We start from the raw sequence: 23214 nt of genomic DNA, 5'->3' as shown, positions 1-23214 counted from the left end.
CACTATTTTAAGGGGAATTAGCTCAGTTGGTAGAGTGCTGCGATCGCACCGCAGAGGTCAGGGGTTCGAGTCTCCTATTCTCCATTGTACATTAAATAATTATTGTCAGTATTAAAGAATTCTTGTCCAGTTTGACAGGTTTGAACGGCATAAGCTACATATTGACTTGGTTTTCAGCCATCAATCCAGTTTTAAAGAATTCTTGTCCAAAGTTGAAACCAGTTTTAAAGAATTCTTGTCCAAAATCAGACTATACAAATTAGTAAGAGGTATTGACTTTAATACTAGATGTTACAGCAAGCGCAATATTTCATAATTGCAAATTATTAGTTGCCTTTATGTAACTTTTTCATTCAAGAAAAAAACTAATTTTTATAAAACTGCTGCTGCGTTACATTGTGCGATCGCAGCACTCCTTTCATACCACCCTAATACATAATTATACGATATCCACTGGTAAAACTTAGCTTATGCAAAACAAGTGTGAGAACTTAAAATATGTTAAATAAACTTTCAACCCACCGCCTACCGTGAGGGTTGTTGAAACCCCTGATTTTGATTGGGAATACTTTGGCTCCCTAGTCTTTCAACCCACCGCCTACCGTGAGGGTTGTTGAAACATCCCAAGCAAGTCAGAGAAATTCAAGACATCTTTCTTTCAACCCACCGCCTACCGTGAGGGTTGTTGAAACTTGGGGGCGGCATCATGATGCAGTAAGGTGTACCAACTTTCAACCCACCGCCTACCGTGAGGGTTGTTGAAACTCACGAGCTAAACGTTTCCAAAAGCCTGCTATCTCTTTCAACCCACCGCCTACCGTGAGGGTTGTTGAAACCCTGACTTGTCAAACGCTTATCTTTACTATTTTTCAAAAGTGATTTTGGCAGGTCTACCTCAAAACTAATTTTCTATCGCCGATAAATAAACTTTGATTCGCCTTCAAAATTCTAAAATTCAGTCAAGGTAAGAGTTTTAGCAATTTGACAGATCACTGGGAATTTTGCCTCTGCTTTGACTTGCCAAAAATCAAAATTAAGAAGTAGGGGGTGGTAGTTCAGTAGCCACCGTGACGGTATACCCGTACCCTTACTTTGTTATAAAGTAAGAGATAGAAGTCCTCGTAAAACCAAAATCAAAGATTTCAGTGATACAGGCCGCTCTGGCACCCAACACCAAGCTAAAAGAGTTTGATGTCAAGAGCAAAGGTTCTGGGCTGTTTGAAACCCTAACACCTTATACTTCCTATGCGTCTCGGTGCGAGTCCTTTCTCATCTAAAAGCAGCATTTGCTTACCCTAACAATTACTGCTAACAAACACTTAGATGAACGCACAGGTAGAGTCGGCAGCTACCAGGGCCAGAAAGAAAACACTTTTTCAAGCGTCATTAATAAACTAACCCATTCTTACAGTATCTAAACAAAGGGGTGATACTGCCGCATCATAATAGATGGCACCGATTTCTTAAGTTAGATATTACAACATTTAGATATAAATTTATCTACCAATAGTATGAATCTTACATTACTAAGCAGACAATGCTAAATCTCTCGCTTTTTCTTGCAGAGTGCCATAAGATGCCTGTGTACCAGATTTAACACTAATTTTTAATTCAGCAGCTTTTGATTTTATAGATTCTTGAAGCCTGCTGTAGCTCCAATTGTGTATCTGGCGATTATATTCCTTCACATATAATTCTTGTGCCTTGATATCGCCTGGAAATTTAGTTTCTGCCTTTGCTTGAATTGCGCTAGTACGAATTTCCCTAATGCTTTTTAATCCAGGTAATACAATACACCCAGCCTGATATTCTTTAGCGACTTCCACTATTCGTTTTGCCAGTAGTCTATCAACATATTCTCCTAGCTTTGCCTCTCCTAGATGATATGGAGAATCTTTCTTCTGAGCTTTTTCTCTCTCCTTGCGAAAATGAACTTGTTGTCTTCTTCTACGACTTACTAGGTGAAAAGCATCACCTAGTAGCTCTTTGGCCGTTTTACAGATGAGTATTTCTTTTGTATTTATATCAACTACAACGAGTGTTGCTAATTCGACAGGATGTAAACTAATACCAACAATTATATTAGATTGACCTTTATAAGCTGGTTTACTAGGACGAGCAAATGAATTCTTAAGCCGAGATAACGAAGATTTATTTTTAGTTAGCTTTTTCTGTTGCTTACTATCAAAATTCTCATTACTCTCTACTTGATTTATTTCTGTCTGAGCCTTATCAGCCTTTTCTTGCCTCACATCTTCTGTACCTTCTGCTGTCCATAAACGAGCATCATAGGTACAATGCAGGGCTAATTTATTGACTTTCCAAGGTTCACCCTTACCTTTACCTTGTTGCCATAACAACTGTGCAGAACGTAGTGTAACCAAGCTACCTGAGAGCTTTTCTTCTGCCTTCTCACTTGCTTCCAGAGCTTTGTAGTCTTCTAGAAAACGCTGGAAAAAATGAAGTTGGCGTTTATTACAACAAATTTGAAAGTGGTATTCCGACCAACCATTGAAATAAACAAAAATTTTTCCTTTTTCATCTTTGTACCAAGTTAAATCACCATATAGATAATCTATTGGGTATGGTAGGCTTGATATTTTTTTCAAAAAATTAGCTATCCACTCTGCAAATTCTTCGTTATCTTTAGGTACTTGATTGATTAAATTGTTAAATGCTTGAATATATTTTGCTCCTGTTATATCTCGACCATTAGGTAATAGAGTATTCTGTATCTGTGTTTCCAAACGTTTAATTTCGACTTCTTTTGCAGCGCGACGTTTATTCAAATGTGTGAGATTTTCCTCTGCCTCACTAACTTTATTATCATTTTTTATTAGGTAAGCAACCGCACACTGTGTTAAACTATCCGATGATTCTCTATGAATTTCATATAGAGTATCGTTTAAGTTTTTTCCCGTACTTTTACTGACATTTTTACTAAAGAAATTATTTAATATTGTGTCAATAGTTTTATTATTTTTCTTGGCTTTTTTCTTGGCTGGACTGGTTTGATTTATCTTTAGTTCAGTCTTATTAATTTGTTCTATGAATTCTTTTATCTGACCAAGTATTTCTTTAGCTTTACAACGTATTATCTGTAATTCGCAATTACTTTGTTCTACAAGTTCAGCATCACTTTTTAGGATATTTTTGAGAAAATATTCTTTACCTTCTATCTGCTTTTTTCTCGTTTGGTATAGCGTAAGCCATGAGGAATAAACCTCTGTTACCAAAGAGTCTGCTGACGAGCGAAGACGACCTGACTGTTCTTGAAAATCAGAATCTTCTGTTATTGTTCTACGTAAGTCTGTGATTCCTTTTTTATTTATTGATCCATTCTCTTTATTAGCTTCAAATTCTGGTTGTTCACTTACAGCCTTCAATAGTTGGACAATCAGAGGAGTATTTTTTTGGGTCATTTCTTCCCAAACTTTACGAAGTACATCTTCGCTAGTGTGCAAATAGCATCTAACTGTTCTATGGATTGCAGATGTAGATTTCCTATTATTCTTACGGCTCATAGTGGCAAACTTTCGGTAAAACAAACAATTTTTATTGCTCTTTGCCAGATAACGATCGCCACTTCTGGACGAGATCGCCTTCCAAAAACCTCGGAATTGTCGCACTTGTTCAATCATGTTTTCAATTTACCACAAAACATTGTCACACATTGTTAAACATTATTGAGCCTTGTTTCAAGGTTACGGGAGTATGATGAACTGGCAACAAATCTTTGTAGTGTTGATGAGTCAGAGCGATCGCATACAAACTTCTGTATACTTCCCAAAAGATGTTTATGATGCTTTAGTCAAATGGGCTGAGGAAGAAGACCGTCCTATCAGTAATCTTGTTGTGAGGATTGTCAGTAAGGCAGTTGACGCACGGGAGAAGCAGGAAAAACCACCACAGCAATAACATGGCTAAATAACATTTCCAATTCATACCTGCGAGGAACTTTGGAACGGATAGTAGAAACTTGAAAGCAAGGTTTTGTATTTATTAGTTGCTTCCTATCTTTCGTAGGTAGACAACGCTGCTGTTAACAAGTGATTTCTGAGAGAAAGGCGATCGCAGTTTCGCGTTATGTGTCAACTTACTGGCAAGAGCAATGTATCTTCAATCTCTTACCTTAAGTATCGCCTACAGCCATTTCCCAATAAATTTTACAGACCAATGGTACGATCGCACTTTTTCGCTGTTGTGTAGCAATATCATGATCAGCGATCGCACTCTAACAGATGAATAACTAGTAGATACTTTTTCCAGTTAATATGGCTAACGTGGAACTGACCACGATCGCACTTGGCCTAATGTGACTGGCATGATATTAACAACATCGATGGTGAATCGATATATTTTCTTAGCCCGACGGCCGTTTTCTGGGTCGAAAAACTTCAGCTTCACATCCCAGCAATTACTATTGAGGCGACAGAAAGGGCTTTTTTCAACTTCGATACTATCAAGCTCCATACCGCTCCCGATCGCTAACTCAAAGGTAGAAGCAGCTTGAAAAGCGTTAGTAGCCGCGAAATTAAGAGCGCGATCGCGATCGAGTTGACCCAAGTTTCGCAAATCGTAGTAAATGCGGTGCAGAAAACTTTTGAGGGAACGCCGCATTGCTACAGTATTAGGGGCGCTGGCTTCGGGGCTGACGGCATTAATGGCTGCTTCGACAAGGGGATTGACTTGCCAGCCATACATTCCTCGGATGTTCGGTAAAGCCAGCACAGGAACAACTTGACCAGAGAAAAGTTCGACTGTGCGATCGGTGAGAGTACCGGGAATGCTGATTCGCTCAATGTGTTCGTCGCTAGATTCAGGTTGAATTTGTCCAGCCAGCAACCTTTGAAAGACAGTATAGATTTCGTTAGCAAAAGCCTTTTGGGGTTCTAGGGCATAAATGGGGGTGAGTTCTTGATTCAAAGTCCAGATGAGAGATTTAGCTTCGGCTGGATTTAACTCCAAGTGATTGACCATCTGCCTAGCATCATAGGGATTAGAGGGAACTAATACCCCATTAATCTCAACCACAGGCATTAGTTGTTTGAAGGTGTCGCGGCGGGCTTCGGAGCCGAAGTCATAGCCAATGGTTCCGAGGGCGTAGACTTTGTTGGAGACAGCACTGGGGGCGATGTTAGAGGAATTCGGAAAGGTAGAGGAAGCAGGGTCAGGGGAAGAACTGTCTGCAATAATCGCGGAGTCTACAACAGTGGCTGAAGCGGTGACAAGTGGAGTTGTTGCCCAACTGTGAACTTCATTGGAAGGTACAGAGGAGCTAATGACCGCAGGTTCAGCTATATCTACGGAATTATTGTTGGCAGGCACAATGATTTGTGGGCGAACAGCAGCAGGTGGTTGAACGCTGGGTAAAGACTGCCCAGTTAGCAATTGATAAGCACCAGGAATGTTCAATTTACCAGCCAAACAACGTTCTGGTTCGGCAACTTCTTGAGGATCGCAAGGGATAGCACTGTTGAGAAAAGCCATCCGCACTGCTTCGGCGTTGGGTTGTTCACCGCGCTGCAATTGCACGCTCATCATTAACGCCGAAAGACCAGTCATTAGTGGGGCGGCTAGACTGGTTCCTTCTTGGCGCACAGGTTCATCAGTGCCTGGTTGGGCTGCCAGAATGTTTTCGCCCGGTGCAAGGATGCCTTGTTGTTGATACTGACCGCCCCAGTTACTATAATTTGCGGGTTGTCCGTTATCCTTCATCATGCCTGCTGCTAGGACATTTGGCAAAATCGCTGGAGCGCAAAACCATTCGCCTTTGTTATTGCCACTGGGCGCAACAATCAATATATTATTATCCTGACATTGTTTGACTGCTTTTTGAATCATTTCCTGGGCAAACCCGGTTGTGGTGGGGTGACAGGCTGCACAGTGAATGATATTCACCCCTAGTTCTAATGCCAGGTTAAAGGCATGAGCTATGTTCAGGGGAGATAGTGCTTCATCGCTAGTTGCTGTTTCAAACAGGGGAATGTTAATGGCGGTGCAGTAGGGAGCTACTCCCTCTACGGGAGAACCAGGTTGCCCAAACATCACCGAAAAAATGCCAGTCGCGTGGAATACACCACTCAGACGCTCTTGCACTTGTTTGGGAATTGTATCTTCTAAAGCTTTAATCTCTGCCTCTAATTCTTTAATGGCGGCAGCATAGTTGATATTTGAAGATATTTCTCTTAAGGGCGAGTTTTGCTGCTTGGAGGCACTTAAGGAGCGATATTGCTCGATTACTGCTGCATCTTTGTTTTCTAGCAAAGCATTAAAAACGCTAGTAACGGAGCCGTGTGACAGCATGACATTCGACGCTGTAACACCAGTCGTGGCTTGTGAAGTTGCTGTTTCTGTATCTGCATTCTCCTTTTCGCTCTGCTTCAAAGCCTTTTTTAAAGCCTTTTTCTTGTCACTAAGTGCATTAATTTTAAGTTGCTGTTGAATGTAGAATGGATCGATTGGCTCTAGTGTTTGTTGCCAAAAGGTTTTGACTCTACTTAAATTTGCACCCACAAAGCAAGCGCGATCGAGGTCGGCAGGGCCATCCAAAACAGCGATTTTGATGCGGGAGTCGCCGCGTGTGATGGCTTGAAGTTCGGCAAAACCGGGAATTTTAATTAAGTCAGGCATAGCAATTTTAAAAATTAAATAAATTCTTGAGAAATATGATAAATAAGGGTTTTTATTGTTTGAGTGAACCCAGCATAAATTCTCCCACTGAGGACTCTTCATGTTCGTTTAGGTTGGCGATTTTGCCGAACAATTGGGAGTTACCTGCACCGATCGCAGTCGGGGCTAATTTCATTGCCGTTGCGACAAGATAAAATGTTTGATACAAAACTCCAATATGTTTCAAAATTAAACCGTAACCAATAGCATGGTATTTCCAGAACAATCGCCCAAATCTAGCAGTCACAATCAGCAACACTTGCGGGATATCTTGTTGCCCTGTTGCTTTCCAGGCATCATAGAGTAAAGCTTCCACATCTGGATTTGGTTCGGTAAGCTGGTGTAATCTATGGGCGAGGGGTTGATAGTGGTAAACTCCTGCATCTAATCCTTGACAGTGATTTATCACTGGATAAATCTCCAGTTCGTATAATGCACCACCGCAGGGATAGGGACGTTTTGTGCATTCTCCAATATTCATCAGATCGTCTTCAAAGGTGTAAACTTCTTTGACTCGCGCACAGCGATATAAAAATTCTCCTAACTGAGACAATGTAATTGGTGCTTCACCGTATTCTCGAATTGATTGTCTTGATTCAATTGCTTGGGTGAGGGAAATATCTGTTTGAGCTAACGCTTCTAGGCTAGGTTTCTCTAAGGAAATTACTCGGTCGCTCATGGGCGATTTTACAAAGTGCGATCGCTCGCTATCCTCAAATTGAGGAATTTCTGATTTCGGTGGCTCGTCTAATGGCACTAAACGAGTTTGGCGATGAAATAGCAAGTTATGAAATTGCCATTCGGTTAAAGCTTTACTTTCTGGTTCTAGCTGGATCATTTTGGTGGCGATGAGCAACTGCACGAACGATCGCGCTATCTCTGCATCAATCAACCCATCAGCTAAAGTTAAGAATGTAAATGGCGAATCAACTTCAGCCAGTTTTCCGATTAAGGCTGTTGCCCGCCAATCTAGTAAAATAATTTTGGCTTGAGAAAGGGGAGATTCTAAAATAAACTGTTGTTTTTCTTGTCGCAGAAAGGCAAACCGAGACAGTATTAACGGTTCGGCTTCGCTCACCAACCAAGGTTGTTCCTCATCAAAAGGTGGAACAACAAATTGATAATTTTCGGCGATCGCAATAGCCGTTGCCAATGGTAAAACAGAATGACTAATCCAACCAAGGTTAATTAGCTTTTGCAACTCAAACTCAAAATTCAGACTGGCTTCGATACCATCTAACTCGGCAATAACAGCTTGGAGTTGTGAGAAAGTTTGGCTGGAATACTTGAGGCTTTCTAAGGCGGTTCTCAATCCCGGTTGGGGATGTTCCAAGGTCAGGCGGTGTTGAGTCGATTGCAGCATCAGGCGATCGCTTTCAGTTGTGAGGGCGATATCAGGGCGCAAAGAAAGGGTGAAAGAATCGGACATGATTAAAATACCATTGGCATCGGGTTCATTTGGTTTTCGGTCAAAGGTGCAGAAAGCCATCCGAGTTTCACAGGCACATCATACAGCCTTCCTGCCCCAAATCTTGACCAGAAGTGGCGCAAACCAGGAACAATTGCTTTGACTACAGGTAAGCCAATATCGGGGCGGGTTTGGTTGAGTACCAGCATTTCTAGCCCTGCACCTCTGGCGACTTCCACGCAGTTCAAAACGTCTTGATAAATATCATCACTCCATTGCTCTTGGTAATCTGCGTACAGTTTTGCCCTTTGCTGAGTGCTGGGTGCGAGATAGGGTTGATTGGCTAAGGTGGCCTGGGTAAACCAATGATGTAAGGCGGAGTCTGGAGCAGTTGAATAATCCTGTTGGTCTACACCCACCCCAATTTGATTGACCTCGGTAACGGCTCGTAAAATGGCAATTTTCGGGTCGAAATGCGCTCCATATCCGGCGATGATGCGTTCGTCACCGCCGCCAATATAGCGAGAGACGGCGGCAAAGGCGGGAATATTCAGGTCTGTGGTTAAATCGAGTACCCACAGTTCGCGCTGTTGGCTGCGATACCAATTCTGTAAATCTAATAAGTAAGGTTCGTTAAAACTGGCTAAGTCTACACTGGGACGAGAAAGACGATTATACCACCAAATAGCAACGCTATCCCGCTCTACCAGTTCTAAAAATCCTTGTAAAATGGCATCTTCTAGAGTTCCTCCCGCAGCATTACCGTTGGAGTCGGCAAAACAGAAGCGGTGTTCCTTGGGCAGTTTGTAATCATAGTAACAAAAGGCAGTTGGCAGATATTTGTGCCGTTGCTCGGTTAATGACCATACGGGAGTCCAATCGATCGCTTGCGTTTCGTCAAAGGGTTGGGGAATAAAATCGTGGTCTACAATTATCTTTTGATTCAATTCCTCCCGGTTTTGATACTGGGTATCGCTGAACAGCAAGCATTGGGCTGGATGAATGGCGAGTGCGTCTAATTCAGCCAATGTCGCCCGAATTTTGGGTTCGTCCCCTTGATAAATACCAGAATAACGTTCGATCGCTTCACAAAATCCACTAGCTTGGGATTGGCGATCGCTTTTCCCTTTACCGCCGCTTTTGTGTCCGAGTGATTTTCGCAACTTACTGAGGCTAGAAGATGTACCGAAGGCATGGGTGGCGCTGTAGGTATGCACAAAAGGATTGTTGGGGTCAGAAACCCGCACTAGGGCGCTGACAACCCCGGTAATGGGGCTAATTAAATGCTCGTAGCGTTGCAGAATTTGCTCTGGTGTAAAGGCGCGATGTCCGCCATCTTGCGTAAATAGCTTTTTGCGACTGGTGAGTACAATCTCACTTTTAACTTGTTGGCTGACTAAATCGGGATTTCCGCAAGCAGGGCATTGAGGGCGCTTGGTGAGGGTGTGGGTTTTCTGGGTGAAATTCGTTTGATCCAGGGTGATGATTTTTCCGGCTAATGTCGGAATTTTTGCTTCACTGATGCACTGGTTAACCAGCCATTTGGCAATTTCGGTGGTGGTTAAACTAATTGCAGTTTGCACTGTCGAAGGCAAGCCAGCAACAGCAGTTGGTAAACATCCATTTTCCTGTTTTTTCTGCTTTAAAACCGAGGCTTCTACTTCCCTGTTACCGTTGAGCCGATGGGCGAGGCATTCCCAACATCCCGTTTCCCCAGGATGAAAGATAGAACCAAACCACAGCATTGCACCAATTGGTTTCACTAGTAGCCAAGGTTGCTTTTTTTGCAGCGCCATTTGATTAATACGGCTCAGTTCTGGTTGCAGATAGTCATCAGTGAGAACTACCAGCAAAGAATTATTTCCCCATTGCGCCGCCTCTGTTCCCCCTGTTGCCTCATGCACCGGAATTTGTAGCGCCTGTAATGACTCAACCAAGGGCTGTGCGTCAACGGCTCCAACTGTGGTAATTAATACTTGAGTATTCAGTAATCCCTCGTTTACTGCTTGCGGCTCTACACCAAGCAGACTCCAAAATGCAGCAGCTTCGCGCTTAAGATTGTGGGCGGCATCGGTGAGGTAGCCTTTGGCATCGAGGCGATCTATGACATATTCGATATGTTCAGGTACGACTTGCCCATCTAGTTTCTGAATAATTTCTTCTTTAGTGTAGTGACCGTTGAGCAGAGGAATAATTTGGCAATAAAGGCTACCCGTTAGTGCGTATGTGGCATATTCACTCAGTAAATAGACATTTTTGGGTTCAACAATTTCGACGCGAAAATGAGGTTTAATTTGGGGAATTTTCATAACATCTTATAATTTTGGAATCTAATCTATTTACTTCCGTTTTTTATAAAAGTCTGGGTATAATACAATCTAACATTTTCAATTTTGTTCTTCTCTAACTCCTTTTGAGTTACGCCAATCCACATACAATAAACCTCTTGATGTTGGTAAAAAGTATGAACTTTGTGTGCTGTATCGTTAATCGCAAAATAGTTGAGTAATTCTTTTTGATATTTTAATTTGTAGTACAACACTGGCTGAATATTAGCTTTTGACAAACCTATTAAAAAATCATCTGCTGCCTTGAGGCGTTGTAGCACAAGTGGCGGAAATATTTGCTTCAGAAAAGCCTGGGTATCAGGCTGTTGAAACTGATCTTCTGTCAGTTCAGCATAAAGTTCAATCTCACTGCGACCATCTAAGTAAAAGTCAAACCCAATTATAGAAACAGTTTGCAATGCAATCGAACGTAGAGCCGCGGAGCTATTGCCGTCGAGAGCTAAAGCTGTATCTACTTTTTCTGGATAATTCTCTAGAATAAAGTGAATTTTAAGGCTGGAATCAGCAAGGTTTGTCCGCAGATCAATTCCAGTTGTTATACGTTTCACTTTAGTAAAATCAAATTTTTTTCCTAGAAATTCCTGAAGCAAATCGTAGCTAATTTTAACATCTACTCGACTTTCAACTCGACGAAAAAAATCTAAAATTTTTGCTAGTTGCGCCTCGAACTGTTCAACGAAAAAAATTAAAAATCTGCCTGCTAGGACTTTATCTGATTCGACTTTACAGGAAGCTTCAATTGCACAATCACCATCAAAATTCGCCACAAAGTTTTCAAAGATTTCTAAAGGATATAAAGGTTCGACTTCAAAGGCTGCTCGGTGCTTACCAATGAAGTGCAATCTCCTATCTCTAAGTAATAGTGTTTGAATATCAGAAGTCATCATTGTGCAACTCACATAAAAAATAGCAATGTCGAGGAAATTAAGATTAGACCTCAAAGGAGGCAAGGGAGGAAGTAAAATCATCAACTTCTTCCCCTGCCGAACTGTCTCCCCCTCTCCCTATCCCGTCACGACGGCTCCTGACGGAAACCCCCCAGGTGAGGGCAATTGCAGCTCAATTCATCCGAGCTTGCTCAAGCTCCTAGACGGGAGAAAAGGCAGTTTTGAGGAAATTAAGAGACATCGGTAGAGTGGGAACCTATTCTGCGTCGTCTCCGTCATAAGAACACCAGGCATTTTCGTCCGTCCAGCTTGACGCTAGTACAGATGCAATAGATGCACTATAAGCATCGTCGCTATACAGTTGCAGGGCTTCTTCCGAGAGTTCAGCCAACTCAGCAGGCAGTTGTCCAGTGGTGATGCGGTTGACGGGTTGTGCCGCTTGAGGCATTAAGTTTTTCTTGTCCATGAGAGTTTTTCTCTAATTTTTGGTTGTTCGTGTTTGTCCCGTTGTCGAGTTATTGCTCAGTCGGTGGGTCTAACCGCTTCCTTTTCTAAAAGAAGACTTCCCTGCTGACCGCGCCCAGTGTCAGGTATCTCAGGGCTAACCAGGCTCCTAGATGGGAAGAAAGGCAGTTTTGAGGGGATAAAGAAGTTCGGGGTAGCCCAGGAACTTACTCCGCGTCGTCTCCGTCATAAGAACAGACACCTGGTATCCCCCAAGAAGCTAGTACAGATGCACTACCAGAGGCATCCTCTCCCAGTTGGGACAAAGCTTCTTCTGACAGTTCTGCAAGTACATCCGGCAATTGTCCGGTGGTGATGCGGTTGACGGGTTGTGCCACTTGGGGCATCAAATTAAAGTTTTCCATGAGATATAATTCTCCGTTTTTATGTTTTGTGGATGTCCCGTTGTCGAGCCATTACTCAGTCGGTGGGTCTGACCGCTTCCTTTGTGAAAGAAGACTGATGAGATCAAGCAACTTCATCTCTACGCCCAGATTCGACCACGGCGAAAGCTTGGCTCGGCCTCGGTTTTCTGCTGTTTGGCCATTTCTCGAAACCAGTAGCCGTAATCCTCCAATCCAGTCGATCGCACTAGCACTTCCTGTGGGTCTAGCTTTAGCTTTAAGGGAATTTCCACTTCCTCCCAAACAGCATCACCACTGAATGTTCCCACTGCCCGATTAGTCGTCTTATCGTGAAGGGTTGTCCCCAATTTCTCATTCAAAGACCAATAGCGCACTAAGCCGAGTTCCCGACCTGTGAGGGGATACAGCCAATTTGCTTCAATGTCCGAGAGCGATCGCCCATATCGCCACACCCTCACTTCCAACAGCCTACCCTGCAAGCGAGATTCGGGTATGTCGGGATGTCCCCCCAGATAGGTATTGCCAGAGGAGACAACTGCGGGAATGGCAATTTGATTGTCGTTGTGTACGCCGTTAATATAAAGCTTGGTAGCACCAGCAGAACTTCCCGCCCTGACGACGGCAACGTGATACCAACTTTTAGGGGCGATTGTCTGGGTAGATGCGATCGCTTCTTTAGCCAGGGGAGTCTGAAACTTGAGTTTGCCGCCTTCGAGATAAAATAGCGTTTCTCCTTCAGCAAAAATCACCTGCTTGCCAGCATCAGTAGCCGGGTACACCCAGGCTTCAATTGTGAAGTTTCCTTGGATCTTGAGCGCCCCACTACCCGCAGATATACCTTGATGTTTGTCATCCAGCACTAACACACTCTGCCGATCCTGCAAGGCAACCGGGGGGATGGGTTGAGTAGTCTCAGGGGTTGATGTAGGGGAAGTGCCTGATGCTACAGAAGGTTGTGGGCTGGGTGCGACATTGGGCGGAGCAGTTGCAGGTTCACTCTGTCCACCAGATGATTCGCTTGGTATAAACTGTTTGTCTGGTACGGTCGATGGACTAGGTACGACATTGGGAGGAGCGATCGCAGGTTCGCTGAGTTTTTCAGATTCTGCTTGTGCGTTAGCGAAGCTTGCCGTAGGCATCGGCAGGTCTAATTGCACCCAAGAAGCACCAGTAATTGTACCGTGATTGCTCTTGCTGGTTCGGTCATGAGCTAGATTGTTACTGCCTTCATTTAAAGGCCAATAACCAACCAATCCTGACTCCGAACCTACCAGCCGTTGGGAGAGATTATTTTGAATTTCTTGTTGGGTACGAGTTATCTTCCAAAGTCGGATTTCAGCTATTTTTCCAGCAAAGGTATGAAATTCATCATTATCTTTATACATTCCAAATAATAAGTCATTTTCGGGATTGTAATTGATGTTATTTCCTGCCAATGTTTGTTTAGCTTTTTCTATGCCATCAATATACAATTTCATTTCCTGACCATCATAAGTCCCCGCAATATGATGCCACTGATTGAGAATAATTGTGTTGGCTCCACTACTGAGATACTGAATTCCCAGTGAAGCAACTTTTAAACCAAAGTAAATCCCACTATTGCCGTCAAGCAGCAAACCATATCCACTTTCTGTTGAGCCAGTATCGAAAATATTACTAATAATCCCAGCATAAGCTTTTTGAGATGCTACACAAATCCAAGCTTCTAGAGTAATTTCTTTCTTAATTTTAAATTCAGGTTTTTTACCTAAATCTACCGCGCTATCTTGTCCATCAAATACAAGCACTGGCTGCAAAGATTCTGTTGAACTTTTGTTTGATTTAGCCATAACTGCGACACATCTCCCTCAGCTTGTGAAAATGAAATTTTAGGGAACTGAATTAGAAAAACGCAGAACTAGCGAAACCGCGAAAGCAACCGCAGCCACCAGAGGTTTTGAGTTGATTGTAGCTACGGTATTCAAAGGCGGCTGGATCGTTGAAGTTTGCTCCATGCAACAATTTCATCCGAATGTTAACCAATTGTTCGACACTGCCGTTAACCACATCGACAGCTTCATGGGGTTGAATTAAATCGGGGCGTTTGACGGGAGGAGATTGTTTGGGAAGTTTCATAGTTGGTATTTTGAATGAATTTGGAGTGCATTATGGCTGGGATGAGCCATAAAGTTTTTTTATCTTATGTCGAGAAAACGCCGTCACTTCCAGACTGGGTATGCTTACCACATCACAACTCGATGTAACAACCGGGAGTTTAAACTACAACGGTGAGAATGCCGGGAGGTGTTTTTATATGCCATCAAACAAGCGATTGAGAAATACAACTTTAAGCTATATGCCGTTTGCATCATGTCAAACCACATCCACGACTTGATTGAACCGATTCAAAAGGATAATTGTAGTAGCGTGACAAGCTTAAAATGTTTGGTTGATTAAATTATTTAAAATGTCATTGCGAGGAGGAACGACGAAGCAATCCTAGCCCTTGCGATTGCTTCGTTCCTCGCAATGACAGAATTAGCATTTCCATTTTTTGAACCTAGCAAATTAAGCTTGCCGCGCTACTACACGAAATCAATTTTTTAACGCTAACTGAACCGTATTGGGAAATACTGAGGATTTTGCAAGCGGTACAACCCGAAAAGTAAGACAGCCAGAAAGTGTCATTGGGGAAATAAACTCCTAGCTGGCTTAGACCTCAAAGTCGGCAAGGGGAGTAGAGACCAAGGAAGGAATCAACAGAATCGAACTAACAACTCAGCCAATCCAACTCAACCTACCTTCATCTCTCCCTGCCCCATTTCTCCCTGCCCCTGCCCTTTCTCCGTCACAGTGCCAGGGAGACGAAACCCTCGCCGTGAGGGAAATTGCGGATAGATTCATCCGCGCTAACCAGGCTCCCAGACGGGATGAAAGGCAGTTTTGAGGGGAAAAGAAGTTCGGGGTAGCCCAGGAACTTACTCCGCGTCGTCTCCGTCATAAGAACATACGTAACACTTCAATCGTCCATAATTCAATGCTAGTACAGATGCACTACTAGAGGCATCCTCTCCCAGTTGGGACAAAGCTTCTTCTGACAGTTCCGCCAGTACATCCGGCAATTGTCCGGTGGTGATGCGGTTGACGGGTTGTGCCACTTGGGGCATCAAATTAAAGTTTTCCATGAGATATATTTCTCCGTTTTATGGTTTGTGGATGTCCCGTTGTCGAGCCATTACTCAGTCGGTGGGTCTGACCGTCTCCTTTTGTAAAAGAAGATTTTCGTTGAACCCTACCTGGCTTAAAAGCAATTGCGGAGCGATTCATCCGAGCGAACCAAGTTCCAGGACGAGGGGAACGGAAGCTTTGAGGGAATTTGAAAACATAGGTAAGTAGTAGAACACAATTAATTACACAACACTACGGGCTACAAGCCTTGTTTAGTAAGGAATCAACAAAGAATCAATGTGTAATTAATTCTGTCTAATTACTTAAAGCGGGAAACTATTCTGCATCATCTCCGTCATGGGAGCAGGCACATATACACCAACAAGCCCTATCCAAATAAGAAGCGAACACAGCAGCAGTGGAGCCTCCCTCCTCCTGTTGCAAGGCTTCTTCCGACAGTTCAGCTAGTATGTCCGGCAGTTGTCCTGTGGTAGTGCGGTTGACAGGTTCGGCTGCTTGGGGCATTAGGTTTTGCTTATCCATGAGAGTTTTTGTCCTTTTGTAGTTTGTTTGTATCCCGTTGTCGAGCCATTGCTCAGTCGGTGGGTCTGACTGCTTCTGTGTAAAAGAAGACTGTTCGCGCGGCACTACCTAATACGCCGAAGACCAAGTTCTCACATCGCCCAGCGTCACCGGAATCAGGTCGCTGACATCAATAGTGAACCGGAATATTCTCTTCGCACGGCGGCTATTTTCTGGGTCAAAGAACTTCAGTTTCACATCCCAGCAATCGCTATCCAAGCGACAGAAGGGGCTTTTCTCCACTGTAATACTGTCGAGTTCCATACCCGTTGCTACCGCTTCAGCAAAGGTAGAAGCTGCTTGAAAGGCATTCGTTGCGGCAAAATTCAGCGCCCGATCCTGAGACGTAGTGCCGAGATTGCGTAAATCGTAGTAAATCCGGTTGAGGAAACTGCCTAATGTGCGTCGAATTGCTTCTTCTTGGGCATCTCCAACGGTACTTTGTACTGTTTCAATGGCAGCACTCACCAGGGTATTAATCTTCCAGCCATACATCCCGCGCGGGTTTTGCGGTGCTATTAACGGCACTACTTGCCCTGAAAATAGCTTGACAGTCTTTCCTGTCAATATTCCGGGAATGCTTACCCGTTCAACATATTCTTCGCTGCTTTCTGCCTGAATTTGCCCTGCTAGTAGTTCTTGCAAAACTGCGTAAGTCTCTCGTGCAAATGCCCCCTGTGGCTCAATTGCATAAATTGGCGTTAATTCAATGTTCAACGTCCAAATGAGCGATCTCGATTCCGAAGGCACAGCCGCCAGATAATCTACCATCTGCCGAGCATCATAAGGGTTTGCTGGTACAGTTACCCCACCAATACTATAGGCAGGCATTAATTGTTTAAAGGAATCTCGCCTCGCCTCCGAGCCAAAGTCATAACCTAATGTGCCTAACGCATAGACAAATTGACTGTCAGCGAGTTCGCTGGGTGCTTGGCTGGCGGTGACAAAGTTCGATGGAGATTGAGTCATAGCAGGTATTTGAGAAGTTATCGAGTGAGTAGATGGTGTAGTTATCAAAAAAGCGGGAGTTGAAGGCGCTACTGAACTTGTAACTACTTGAGATTGATTTTCTCTTGCAGTGGTAACAACTTCAGCAGGTTGCACGGCCGCAACACTTTCCATTAGAGGTTGAGCATTGATAAAATCCTCTGCCTCACCAAAAGAGCGATCTGATGATTCCACCCCGCTTTGTGCTGTTCCACCGCAACCGCAACCAGAAGCCGCCACCGTTTCTTCTGAATCTGACACTGTTCCTCCAAATAAGTATTTAAGTACACCAGGAATATTGAGCTTGCCAGCTAAACACTGTTGTTGAGCAGAGCCATCAGCAGTGGTACAGGGTAAGGCAGTTTTTAAAATTGCCTCCTTCACTTTTTGCGGATCGGGGATTTCTCCCCGTTGAAGTTGCAAACTTAATAACAGTGCTGCCACTCCCGTAATTATGGGCGTGGCAAAACTGGTACCGCTTAACCGGGTTGTTCCGCCTCCCGGCTGTGCGCCTAAAATGTCCTTACCAGGTGCGAGAATACCTTGCTGCTGGTAAGTTTCACCCCAGTTACTAAAAGCGAGTGGCTGATCTAACTCATCCATCGCCCCAACCGCTAACACAGCAGGCAAAGCTGCCGGAACGTGTAAACAAGCACAGCCATCATTACCTGCTGCTGCTACAAGTAGCACGTTATTGTCCTGGCAAAGCTGAACCGAGCGTTTGAGCCACCCTTCTGCTTCACCTTCATCCGTGAGTTGCCCGCCACTAATATTGATGATGTGCGCCCCAGCATTAACGGCTTGCTCGATCGCGCGAGCTAAATCAAGTTGGGATAGGTTGAGGCGATCGTCATGAAACACAGGCACAATCAGCCCTTTGCATTTAGGAGCAACCCCCATAACTGGGCTACCCGGCTGACCAAAAATGACGCTAGTAACATGAGTTCCGTGAAGTGACATATTGCCATCGGATTTGGCCTGTCCACTCACTAGCGTTGGTAGCACGGTTAAGTCTGCGCCTTGAAAACAGGAATGCTCTAAATCAACTAGTCCGTCGAGTACAGCAACGCAGACTTGTGGATGACCCAGAGTTTCAGCTGATAGTAAGGAAATCCCTGATCTATGCAAGGAATCTCTCCTTTTTATTCCAATTTTTGGACTAAATTATCTCAAAAGAATTATGTAGCTTTTTCAGTAAATTTAATTTTTTTTCAAATTCTGCATTTCTGTTTTTGTTCAATTACTGATGCTATTTGCTAAATATAATTTAATACTTAAAAGCTCTCGAAAAACCTAAAAAATAGGTTTTAATTTATCGAAGTAAATTCCAATCTATCATTTTAAATATATTAGGTTTATTACTAATTTCAATGTTAAGAAACAATTTATCAACACTATTCATACTCTCCACTTGCCTGATTTAACGTATCAAGTGGAAGTCTACCACACTTGGTTAAAACTTGAATTTCACAAAAAGTAAATATATTGTAAAAATTGCTTTTGGGTAGCTTTCTCAAAATCCGAAATTTTATAAAATGTCTAAAACTCTACTGCCAAAAACACTTTAGAGTGTATATGATCTATAAGGATCATAGAAGTATTTAATGCAAAAAAATAACTTATATTAAGAATAGTATCAATAACTTGCAACTCATCCCTGGAATGTGGGTGGCATAAGCATAAAATTATTGCTTGCAATTAGCCAAAATTCTGCCAAAAATCAAACACGGTCAAATACCACCTGTAAGAGGTTAAGAGAATTTTACCCTTGTCGAGGGGGTGCGAAAAAAGGGGATAAATCCGGCTTGGTAACTGGCTTTTGCAGAGCTTTGATACAAGGAGCTATTCATTTGAGTGCGATCGCAACTGCGATTAATTAGTTACTACTCATATAGACTTGTAATAACAAATTACCTTTTAATAAAGCTAAACCCGTCATGTGTCTGACGGGCCTTTTGAAACTTTGGGTGCAGAATTAATAATTTCGTCTATCCATCGCCTGAGAGAATCATTTTCATCTCTCAGGCTGCGGTTTTTCCCAAGAGTTCGTTTTGAATGATTGCAACTTGTTGCTTTAAGTTCTCTAATTCACTGTGCATTTTAGCTAAATCTGGCGCTTCGTGGCGTTCTTCTGCAAGATAAGAACGAATCCATCCCATAATTAATTCCGAAGCCGTTTTCCCTTCAGACTGAACTTTAGCCATAAAAGCTTCCTTTGTCTCATCGTCCATTCTGACGATGATTTGATTATTCAGCTTTGTTGTCTGACGCTTTGCCATGTTAATTATCGTTTCAAACCCTAAATCTGTAATAACTCTATTTACCTCGATTTTGCAGGGTTTGGAAAACTTTGTAGTAACGCTCTTGCTTTAGTAATAACAAGTAACTACAATATAGTAACAAAACAAAGGCGATCGCCCTCCGCCAAGAGTAATGCGATCGCTTTTTGTAAAACCCCATCAGTGAGGTTATTCACATGATTATACAAGAGGGATTTGACGACCAAACTTTGACGCAATCAGAGTTTGACGAATATATTGACCAGTTAACTGACCCAGCACCACCAGAAATAGAAATTGACTCTGTAACCGATGATTTTGGAGAACTTTATCGAGTTTGGCATGGCTCGCAATTGCTAGGCACTTTTTATCAAAATCTTGAGGGTAAATGGGTGGCACAACCTTGTAATAGGGATGAAAGACCTTGTTACGATACTCCTTTGCAAGCGCAGTTGATCATCATAGCTGTTAATGGTTTGCTAGTGGCAGATGTAGCAGCGTAAAAGCGTTGATAAATAAATTTTCCATCACCTGGAGACGTGGTTATTCCCGTCTCTTTTTTATTGGCTTTGCCTTCTAATCTGTGGAACTTAGGAATTGCTTAGTATGCTTTTTGTCGCTTTTTCATACTTCTAAAAGGTGCATGGCATTTTTTACATTCTCCCTGTTCCCACAACGCTGGGATAGCAAAACGCTCCTTGCAAAAGGGACACTCTGAAAGTAGACGTAACTTGTGGCGATCGCATCCCACTGTTGATTGAAACTGCCACTCCAATCGATGATATGGTTGCTCTGCATAACACGCAGCACACAAGCGTATTGGCTCCAGTTTCATTTTTTCACCCTTGGGTGGGAGCATTTGAGCAATTCGGTCTGTATCCAAACCAATTAATTTACTAATAGCGTCTAATTCCTTTTGGCTGGGAAACGGATTAAACCGAAATTTCTCCCACCTTGCTAATACTGGGCCAATACCTGCGGCTTTACTTAAAGTTCCAGGGGACGATACGCAAACCGCTTCGTGTCGCCTAAATCGACCAAAATAGTGACTGATACTCTCCCCTTCCTGGGGTTCGATGTACCAAGGTGGATTATGAACTGCTTCTGGCTCCATAACTTCTGGTTCATAATTTGAATTAAAACTTAAACCTAAAGCAAATAAGCTGCTTCAACTTTTCATCTTTAACTTAACTTTTGGTTCTTTGCGTCTGCCAAATTTCTTAGTTAGATTAACTTGATTCAATTCAAAATTTGGCTCATCTAGTTTCAAGATTGCTATTTTCCGCAGCAAATCATACAAAGGCTCAATCAATCCCCCAGACTTTAGCCTCAAATAAGCAATTACACTCTCAATTTGTGTCAGTTTTAATTGACCATTTTCTGGCAAAAATTTTGCTTCCCAATCATCCACAACTTCAATAATTTCATCTTCAGTTAAATTAGGAAATTCGTATGGCTCTAAAAATGAGTCATGAACGCGCACGTAGGGCAAACTTTTTCGTTCCAGAATATTCTCACTTAAATAGTAAGTCCCAACTAAGATAACGGGGATTCTGAGTTTTGTGAAAACATCAATTAGCTCGTTAAACGCTTCTAACGTCAGGTAATCTGCATTACCGATAACGAGTAACTTTACACCATATCCTTTAAGAGTACCCCAAGCCCGCGATCGCAAATCTCTTAATGCGCCAACATGAGCAAGTGGATGACCTATTTCTTCCAGAATGGAACAATACAAATCCGTTGGCCCACCATGCTGCTCAATTTCGGCGTAGATGACAGTCGCAGGAATTTCTAACAGAGTTCCTCTTCGCTTTACATATTGTGTCCTGTAAAGTTGACAGGCTTTTAATAAGCCAGAACCCGTAGCAGATGTCACATAACCACAGAGTTTTGCATCACGCTGATCGTCAAGCCAGTCAAACAATTCCGTATCACGGTCAAGAGCAAAATACGTGTTAGCTTTACCAATTCGCTCAACCTCAGCTTGGATTTGGGGCGATCGCCTCTGTTCCTCAGTAGGTTGAAAATCTGCACCTACCTGCTGCTGAACTTCTAGATTGGCATGAGCTAAGTTTGTCTCTGACATGGCACTTACCAATTATCTCTCATAAATTGATTCCAATCTTTTACACCTAATTTAGGTCGTCGTTTAGCTTTGGCTGTTTGATTGGTAGCAGGTTTTTCGTGTATAACTTGCTTATCTATAGAATTTACAATGTTTGGTGAATCTGGGTCAAAACTATTACTGACTAAAATTTTTTCTGAAGTTGTAACTTCTTCTGGCACTTGATTTTCAGGAAACAACTCGACTACTTTTGATTTGTTAGTCTTAACCTCATGTTCTTGTTGAGCTTTTTTCCGGCGTTGTCTGCGCCTGTCTTTACGAGTTTGTTCAACATCCTCAAATCTAGATAACCGTTCATTCAAAATAGAAGAATTATCAACTTCCTTACCAGCATTACGTAATTTTTTCTTAATATAATTCAATTCACCCAGAGACATCCTTTCTTGTTCACAATCTCTAGCGTGTATAACACCAATAAACTCTCCTGGTTCACCATTAATAGGGCGAGTATAAGCCAGAACTGTTGTAATATTACGCTTGTCATATCTTAGAGAAACTTGTTTAGCCTCATACTTCAATAAGCAATCTCCTTGATATACCCAACCTAGAAAGTTTACAGAACCATATTTCTCTACATTGCGTATAGCAATCTTCATTAAACAAATATCTAGTTCACGTTCATCGATAAGTTCAGGTTCTTCTAGTAAAAAACCTGATTTCCATCGCTCAATACGTTTTTGATTTTTTACCCTTGGATAATCATGATGATTATAGTGGTCTACAAAATATCTGACTAATATTTTCTCTAACTGATCAAGCGTTATGCAGGCAGTTTTTTCAGCTTCTGGAGGACGTTCCTCAACGCTAGAACCCGTGTATCCACCATATAATGACAAAATTTCTTTATTAATCTTGTCAAATATTGATTCAATTAAACCACCTGCTTGGGGAAAAGCACGTAAACGCCGTTTAAAATCCAATTGTAGTGAAATTTGTTTTAAATGTTCTGACTTAAATTCCTTTGCACGGTCTGTCACTACATATTCAGGAATTCCATAAACCTCCCATGTTTTTTGAAGCTCATATTCTTCTCCATAGTATTTTGGAAGAATTGCATGACGCAGAGCCAAACCAACTTCATGTGAGCCAGCAGCCTCAAAACCTAAATAGAACCCAGTAACACAACCAGAATAACTATCCATTACCAATGTGATGTATGGACGACCAATAACTTTTTTGTCATCCTCATAAATTAACAAAATGTCTAATTTAGTATGGTCTATCTGCCAAATCTGGTTGCTGTGGGTGATTTCTAAAATCTCTTCTGTTGTTTGGATAATTTGCCCTTCTATCGGTGAACCAGGATGACGAACTGTCTTATTTTTTTCTTCTAAATAGGAATTGATTACTTTATATACAGTGACATGAGAAGGGTAATGTCCTGCTATTAAATCTTCTCGCACTTGGGAGTAATCTTTAAATTTTTCATTATATTTCTGGTCTTCCAGTTTTTTGCCTTTAGATGCTAAAGCTTTTAAATACCCAAAAATCTGATTATGGTTAATTCGGGAACCTTCTCTATGACCCCATTTATGAAGCTTCACAATAAAATCATGCCATTGCTTGGAAATACGATATTGTCCCTTATCCTTACGCCCAACAGCTAACGTTGCAACTCCTACCTGTTCAACTTTCTCTACCATACGTTTAATAGTTCGAGTGCTTTTACCCAGGGCTTTGGCTGCATCTGCGATCGCATCTCTACGAGCCGCCTTGTTAGGTGCTTGACGAATAGCATCTATCAAGTCCACCTTTTTTAGATATTCTGGAGAATCTTCGTTAACAAGCAGATGTTTTGTTTGTTTTTCATCCGTTTGTGCTGTCTCTTCAGCCTCAAATGCTGGAAAGGCTTGGCTGGTAGTCTTCCTGGGCATAAGCTGCTCCTGAAAAAAAAGACATCATTTACT

The 23214-nt window shown here is 42.4% G+C and carries 21 protein-coding genes, 1 tRNA gene and 1 CRISPR repeat array; of the genes, 5 read left to right on the top strand and 17 right to left on the bottom strand.

Annotated elements, in window-relative coordinates:
* The first annotated feature begins 11 nt into the window (after positions 1-11).
* Positions 12-84: transfer RNA gene (locus H6G28_RS21940), tRNA-Ala, on the top strand.
* Positions 85-510: 426 nt separating this feature from the next.
* Positions 511-836: direct repeats of the CRISPR family, unit length 37 nt; unit sequence CTTTCAACCCACCGCCTACCGTGAGGGTTGTTGAAAC.
* A 690-nt stretch (positions 837-1526) separates the two neighbouring features.
* Here the strand turns inward: H6G28_RS21940 and cas12k are convergent.
* Positions 1527-3641 (bottom strand): type V CRISPR-associated protein Cas12k, encoded by a 2115-nt coding sequence (gene cas12k / locus H6G28_RS21935; protein WP_190674151.1) that lies wholly within the window; start codon positions 3639-3641, stop codon positions 1527-1529.
* Positions 3642-3714: 73 nt separating this feature from the next.
* Between cas12k and H6G28_RS21930 the strand changes: the two genes are divergently transcribed.
* Both H6G28_RS21930 and H6G28_RS21925 read left to right on the top strand, forming a co-directional pair.
* Positions 3715-3918, top strand: a complete 204-nt coding sequence (locus tag H6G28_RS21930; protein WP_190674148.1) for a ribbon-helix-helix domain-containing protein — start codon at positions 3715-3717, stop codon at positions 3916-3918.
* A gap of 193 nt (positions 3919-4111) precedes the next feature.
* The gene (locus H6G28_RS21925) at positions 4112-4249 is read left to right on the top strand and encodes a hypothetical protein (protein ID WP_190674145.1); all 138 of its coding nucleotides are present in this window, start codon (positions 4112-4114) and stop codon (positions 4247-4249) included.
* Positions 4250-4278: 29 nt separating this feature from the next.
* Here the strand turns inward: H6G28_RS21925 and H6G28_RS21920 are convergent, their stop codons facing one another.
* From H6G28_RS21920 to H6G28_RS21885, 8 genes are all read right to left on the bottom strand, one after another.
* Positions 4279-6633, bottom strand: a complete 2355-nt coding sequence (locus tag H6G28_RS21920) for a S8 family peptidase (RefSeq protein ID WP_190674142.1) — start codon at positions 6631-6633, stop codon at positions 4279-4281.
* Positions 6634-6685: 52 nt separating this feature from the next.
* The gene (locus H6G28_RS21915; RefSeq protein ID WP_190674139.1) at positions 6686-8101 is read right to left on the bottom strand and encodes a SagB family peptide dehydrogenase; all 1416 of its coding nucleotides are present in this window, start codon (positions 8099-8101) and stop codon (positions 6686-6688) included.
* A gap of 2 nt (positions 8102-8103) precedes the next feature.
* Complete coding sequence (locus H6G28_RS21910) at positions 8104-10389, bottom strand: TOMM precursor leader peptide-binding protein (protein WP_190674136.1); 2286 nt, start codon at positions 10387-10389, stop codon at positions 8104-8106.
* A gap of 26 nt (positions 10390-10415) precedes the next feature.
* Entirely contained in the window at positions 10416-11315 is a 900-nt protein-coding gene (locus H6G28_RS21905) for a DUF5838 family protein (RefSeq protein WP_190674256.1), read from the bottom strand.
* A gap of 256 nt (positions 11316-11571) precedes the next feature.
* A complete protein-coding gene (locus H6G28_RS21900) occupies positions 11572-11781 on the bottom strand; it encodes a DUF5837 family cyanobactin class RiPP (protein WP_190674133.1) in 210 nt (69 codons plus the stop codon).
* A gap of 205 nt (positions 11782-11986) precedes the next feature.
* Entirely contained in the window at positions 11987-12184 is a 198-nt protein-coding gene (locus tag H6G28_RS21895) for a DUF5837 family cyanobactin class RiPP (protein ID WP_190674130.1), read from the bottom strand.
* A 119-nt stretch (positions 12185-12303) separates the two neighbouring features.
* Complete coding sequence (locus H6G28_RS21890; protein WP_190674126.1) at positions 12304-14013, bottom strand: LamG-like jellyroll fold domain-containing protein; 1710 nt, start codon at positions 14011-14013, stop codon at positions 12304-12306.
* A gap of 52 nt (positions 14014-14065) precedes the next feature.
* Positions 14066-14299, bottom strand: coding sequence for a cyanobactin biosynthesis system PatB/AcyB/McaB family protein (locus H6G28_RS21885; protein WP_190674124.1), 234 nt, complete (start codon positions 14297-14299; stop codon positions 14066-14068).
* Between the two features lie 168 nt (positions 14300-14467).
* Here H6G28_RS21885 and H6G28_RS36925 point away from each other — a divergent pair, with 168 nt between their 5' ends.
* On the top strand, positions 14468-14620 hold the full coding sequence (locus H6G28_RS36925; protein WP_313949964.1) for a transposase: 153 nt from the start codon (positions 14468-14470) through the stop codon (positions 14618-14620).
* A 521-nt stretch (positions 14621-15141) separates the two neighbouring features.
* Here the strand turns inward: H6G28_RS36925 and H6G28_RS21875 are convergent.
* The 5 genes from H6G28_RS21875 to H6G28_RS21855 form a co-directional block, all read right to left on the bottom strand.
* The gene (locus H6G28_RS21875; RefSeq protein ID WP_190674121.1) at positions 15142-15348 is read right to left on the bottom strand and encodes a DUF5837 family cyanobactin class RiPP; all 207 of its coding nucleotides are present in this window, start codon (positions 15346-15348) and stop codon (positions 15142-15144) included.
* A gap of 319 nt (positions 15349-15667) precedes the next feature.
* Complete coding sequence (locus H6G28_RS21870) at positions 15668-15874, bottom strand: DUF5837 family cyanobactin class RiPP (protein WP_190674118.1); 207 nt, start codon at positions 15872-15874, stop codon at positions 15668-15670.
* Positions 15875-15982: 108 nt separating this feature from the next.
* Positions 15983-18028, bottom strand: coding sequence for a S8 family peptidase (locus H6G28_RS21865; protein WP_190674114.1), 2046 nt, complete (start codon positions 18026-18028; stop codon positions 15983-15985).
* 893 nt (positions 18029-18921) lie between these two features.
* Positions 18922-19179 (bottom strand): hypothetical protein, encoded by a 258-nt coding sequence (locus tag H6G28_RS21860; RefSeq protein WP_190674112.1) that lies wholly within the window; start codon positions 19177-19179, stop codon positions 18922-18924.
* A 37-nt stretch (positions 19180-19216) separates the two neighbouring features.
* The gene (locus tag H6G28_RS21855; protein ID WP_190674110.1) at positions 19217-19360 is read right to left on the bottom strand and encodes a hypothetical protein; all 144 of its coding nucleotides are present in this window, start codon (positions 19358-19360) and stop codon (positions 19217-19219) included.
* A gap of 16 nt (positions 19361-19376) precedes the next feature.
* Here H6G28_RS21855 and H6G28_RS21850 point away from each other — a divergent pair, with 16 nt between their 5' ends.
* Complete coding sequence (locus tag H6G28_RS21850) at positions 19377-19682, top strand: hypothetical protein (RefSeq protein ID WP_190674107.1); 306 nt, start codon at positions 19377-19379, stop codon at positions 19680-19682.
* A 98-nt stretch (positions 19683-19780) separates the two neighbouring features.
* Here the strand turns inward: H6G28_RS21850 and H6G28_RS21845 are convergent, their stop codons facing one another.
* The 3 genes from H6G28_RS21845 to H6G28_RS21835 are packed head-to-tail and all read right to left on the bottom strand — an operon-like array spanning position 19781 to position 23181.
* Positions 19781-20293 carry a TniQ family protein gene (locus H6G28_RS21845; protein WP_190674104.1) on the bottom strand — a complete coding sequence of 171 codons (513 nt, stop codon included), beginning with the start codon at positions 20291-20293 and terminating at the stop codon, positions 19781-19783.
* Between the two features lie 54 nt (positions 20294-20347).
* Positions 20348-21268 (bottom strand): AAA family ATPase, encoded by a 921-nt coding sequence (locus tag H6G28_RS21840; RefSeq protein ID WP_190674101.1) that lies wholly within the window; start codon positions 21266-21268, stop codon positions 20348-20350.
* 5 nt (positions 21269-21273) lie between these two features.
* Complete coding sequence (locus H6G28_RS21835; RefSeq protein ID WP_190674098.1) at positions 21274-23181, bottom strand: TnsB C-terminal domain-containing protein; 1908 nt, start codon at positions 23179-23181, stop codon at positions 21274-21276.
* Between the last annotated feature and the right edge of the window lie 33 nt (positions 23182-23214).

The sequence above is a fragment of the Nostoc sp. FACHB-190 genome, from assembly GCF_014696905.1.
GTDB lineage: Bacteria > Cyanobacteriota > Cyanobacteriia > Cyanobacteriales > Nostocaceae > Nostoc_B.
The sequence above is the reverse complement of the archived record's forward strand: the minus strand, read 5'-3'. Positions and strand labels throughout refer to the sequence as shown.

Excerpts from the sequence above, each read along its gene's own strand:
- cas12k (WP_190674151.1), bottom strand. The coding sequence starts at position 3,641 with ATGATTGAACAAGTGCGACAATTCCGAGGTTTTTGGAAGGCGATCTCG.
- H6G28_RS21930 (WP_190674148.1), top strand. The coding sequence starts at position 3,715 with ATGATGAACTGGCAACAAATCTTTGTAGTGTTGATGAGTCAGAGCGAT.
- H6G28_RS21925 (WP_190674145.1), top strand. The coding sequence starts at position 4,112 with ATGTATCTTCAATCTCTTACCTTAAGTATCGCCTACAGCCATTTCCCA.
- H6G28_RS21920 (WP_190674142.1), bottom strand. The coding sequence starts at position 6,633 with ATGCCTGACTTAATTAAAATTCCCGGTTTTGCCGAACTTCAAGCCATC.
- H6G28_RS21915 (WP_190674139.1), bottom strand. The coding sequence starts at position 8,101 with ATGTCCGATTCTTTCACCCTTTCTTTGCGCCCTGATATCGCCCTCACA.
- H6G28_RS21910 (WP_190674136.1), bottom strand. The coding sequence starts at position 10,389 with ATGAAAATTCCCCAAATTAAACCTCATTTTCGCGTCGAAATTGTTGAA.
- H6G28_RS21905 (WP_190674256.1), bottom strand. The coding sequence starts at position 11,315 with ATGATGACTTCTGATATTCAAACACTATTACTTAGAGATAGGAGATTG.
- H6G28_RS21900 (WP_190674133.1), bottom strand. The coding sequence starts at position 11,781 with ATGGACAAGAAAAACTTAATGCCTCAAGCGGCACAACCCGTCAACCGC.
- H6G28_RS21895 (WP_190674130.1), bottom strand. The coding sequence starts at position 12,184 with ATGGAAAACTTTAATTTGATGCCCCAAGTGGCACAACCCGTCAACCGC.
- H6G28_RS21890 (WP_190674126.1), bottom strand. The coding sequence starts at position 14,013 with ATGGCTAAATCAAACAAAAGTTCAACAGAATCTTTGCAGCCAGTGCTT.
- H6G28_RS21885 (WP_190674124.1), bottom strand. The coding sequence starts at position 14,299 with ATGAAACTTCCCAAACAATCTCCTCCCGTCAAACGCCCCGATTTAATT.
- H6G28_RS21875 (WP_190674121.1), bottom strand. The coding sequence starts at position 15,348 with ATGGAAAACTTTAATTTGATGCCCCAAGTGGCACAACCCGTCAACCGC.
- H6G28_RS21870 (WP_190674118.1), bottom strand. The coding sequence starts at position 15,874 with ATGGATAAGCAAAACCTAATGCCCCAAGCAGCCGAACCTGTCAACCGC.
- H6G28_RS21860 (WP_190674112.1), bottom strand. The coding sequence starts at position 19,179 with ATGGCAAAGCGTCAGACAACAAAGCTGAATAATCAAATCATCGTCAGA.
- H6G28_RS21855 (WP_190674110.1), bottom strand. The coding sequence starts at position 19,360 with ATGGGGTTTTACAAAAAGCGATCGCATTACTCTTGGCGGAGGGCGATC.
- H6G28_RS21850 (WP_190674107.1), top strand. The coding sequence starts at position 19,377 with ATGATTATACAAGAGGGATTTGACGACCAAACTTTGACGCAATCAGAG.
- H6G28_RS21845 (WP_190674104.1), bottom strand. The coding sequence starts at position 20,293 with ATGGAGCCAGAAGCAGTTCATAATCCACCTTGGTACATCGAACCCCAG.
- H6G28_RS21840 (WP_190674101.1), bottom strand. The coding sequence starts at position 21,268 with ATGTCAGAGACAAACTTAGCTCATGCCAATCTAGAAGTTCAGCAGCAG.
- H6G28_RS21835 (WP_190674098.1), bottom strand. The coding sequence starts at position 23,181 with ATGCCCAGGAAGACTACCAGCCAAGCCTTTCCAGCATTTGAGGCTGAA.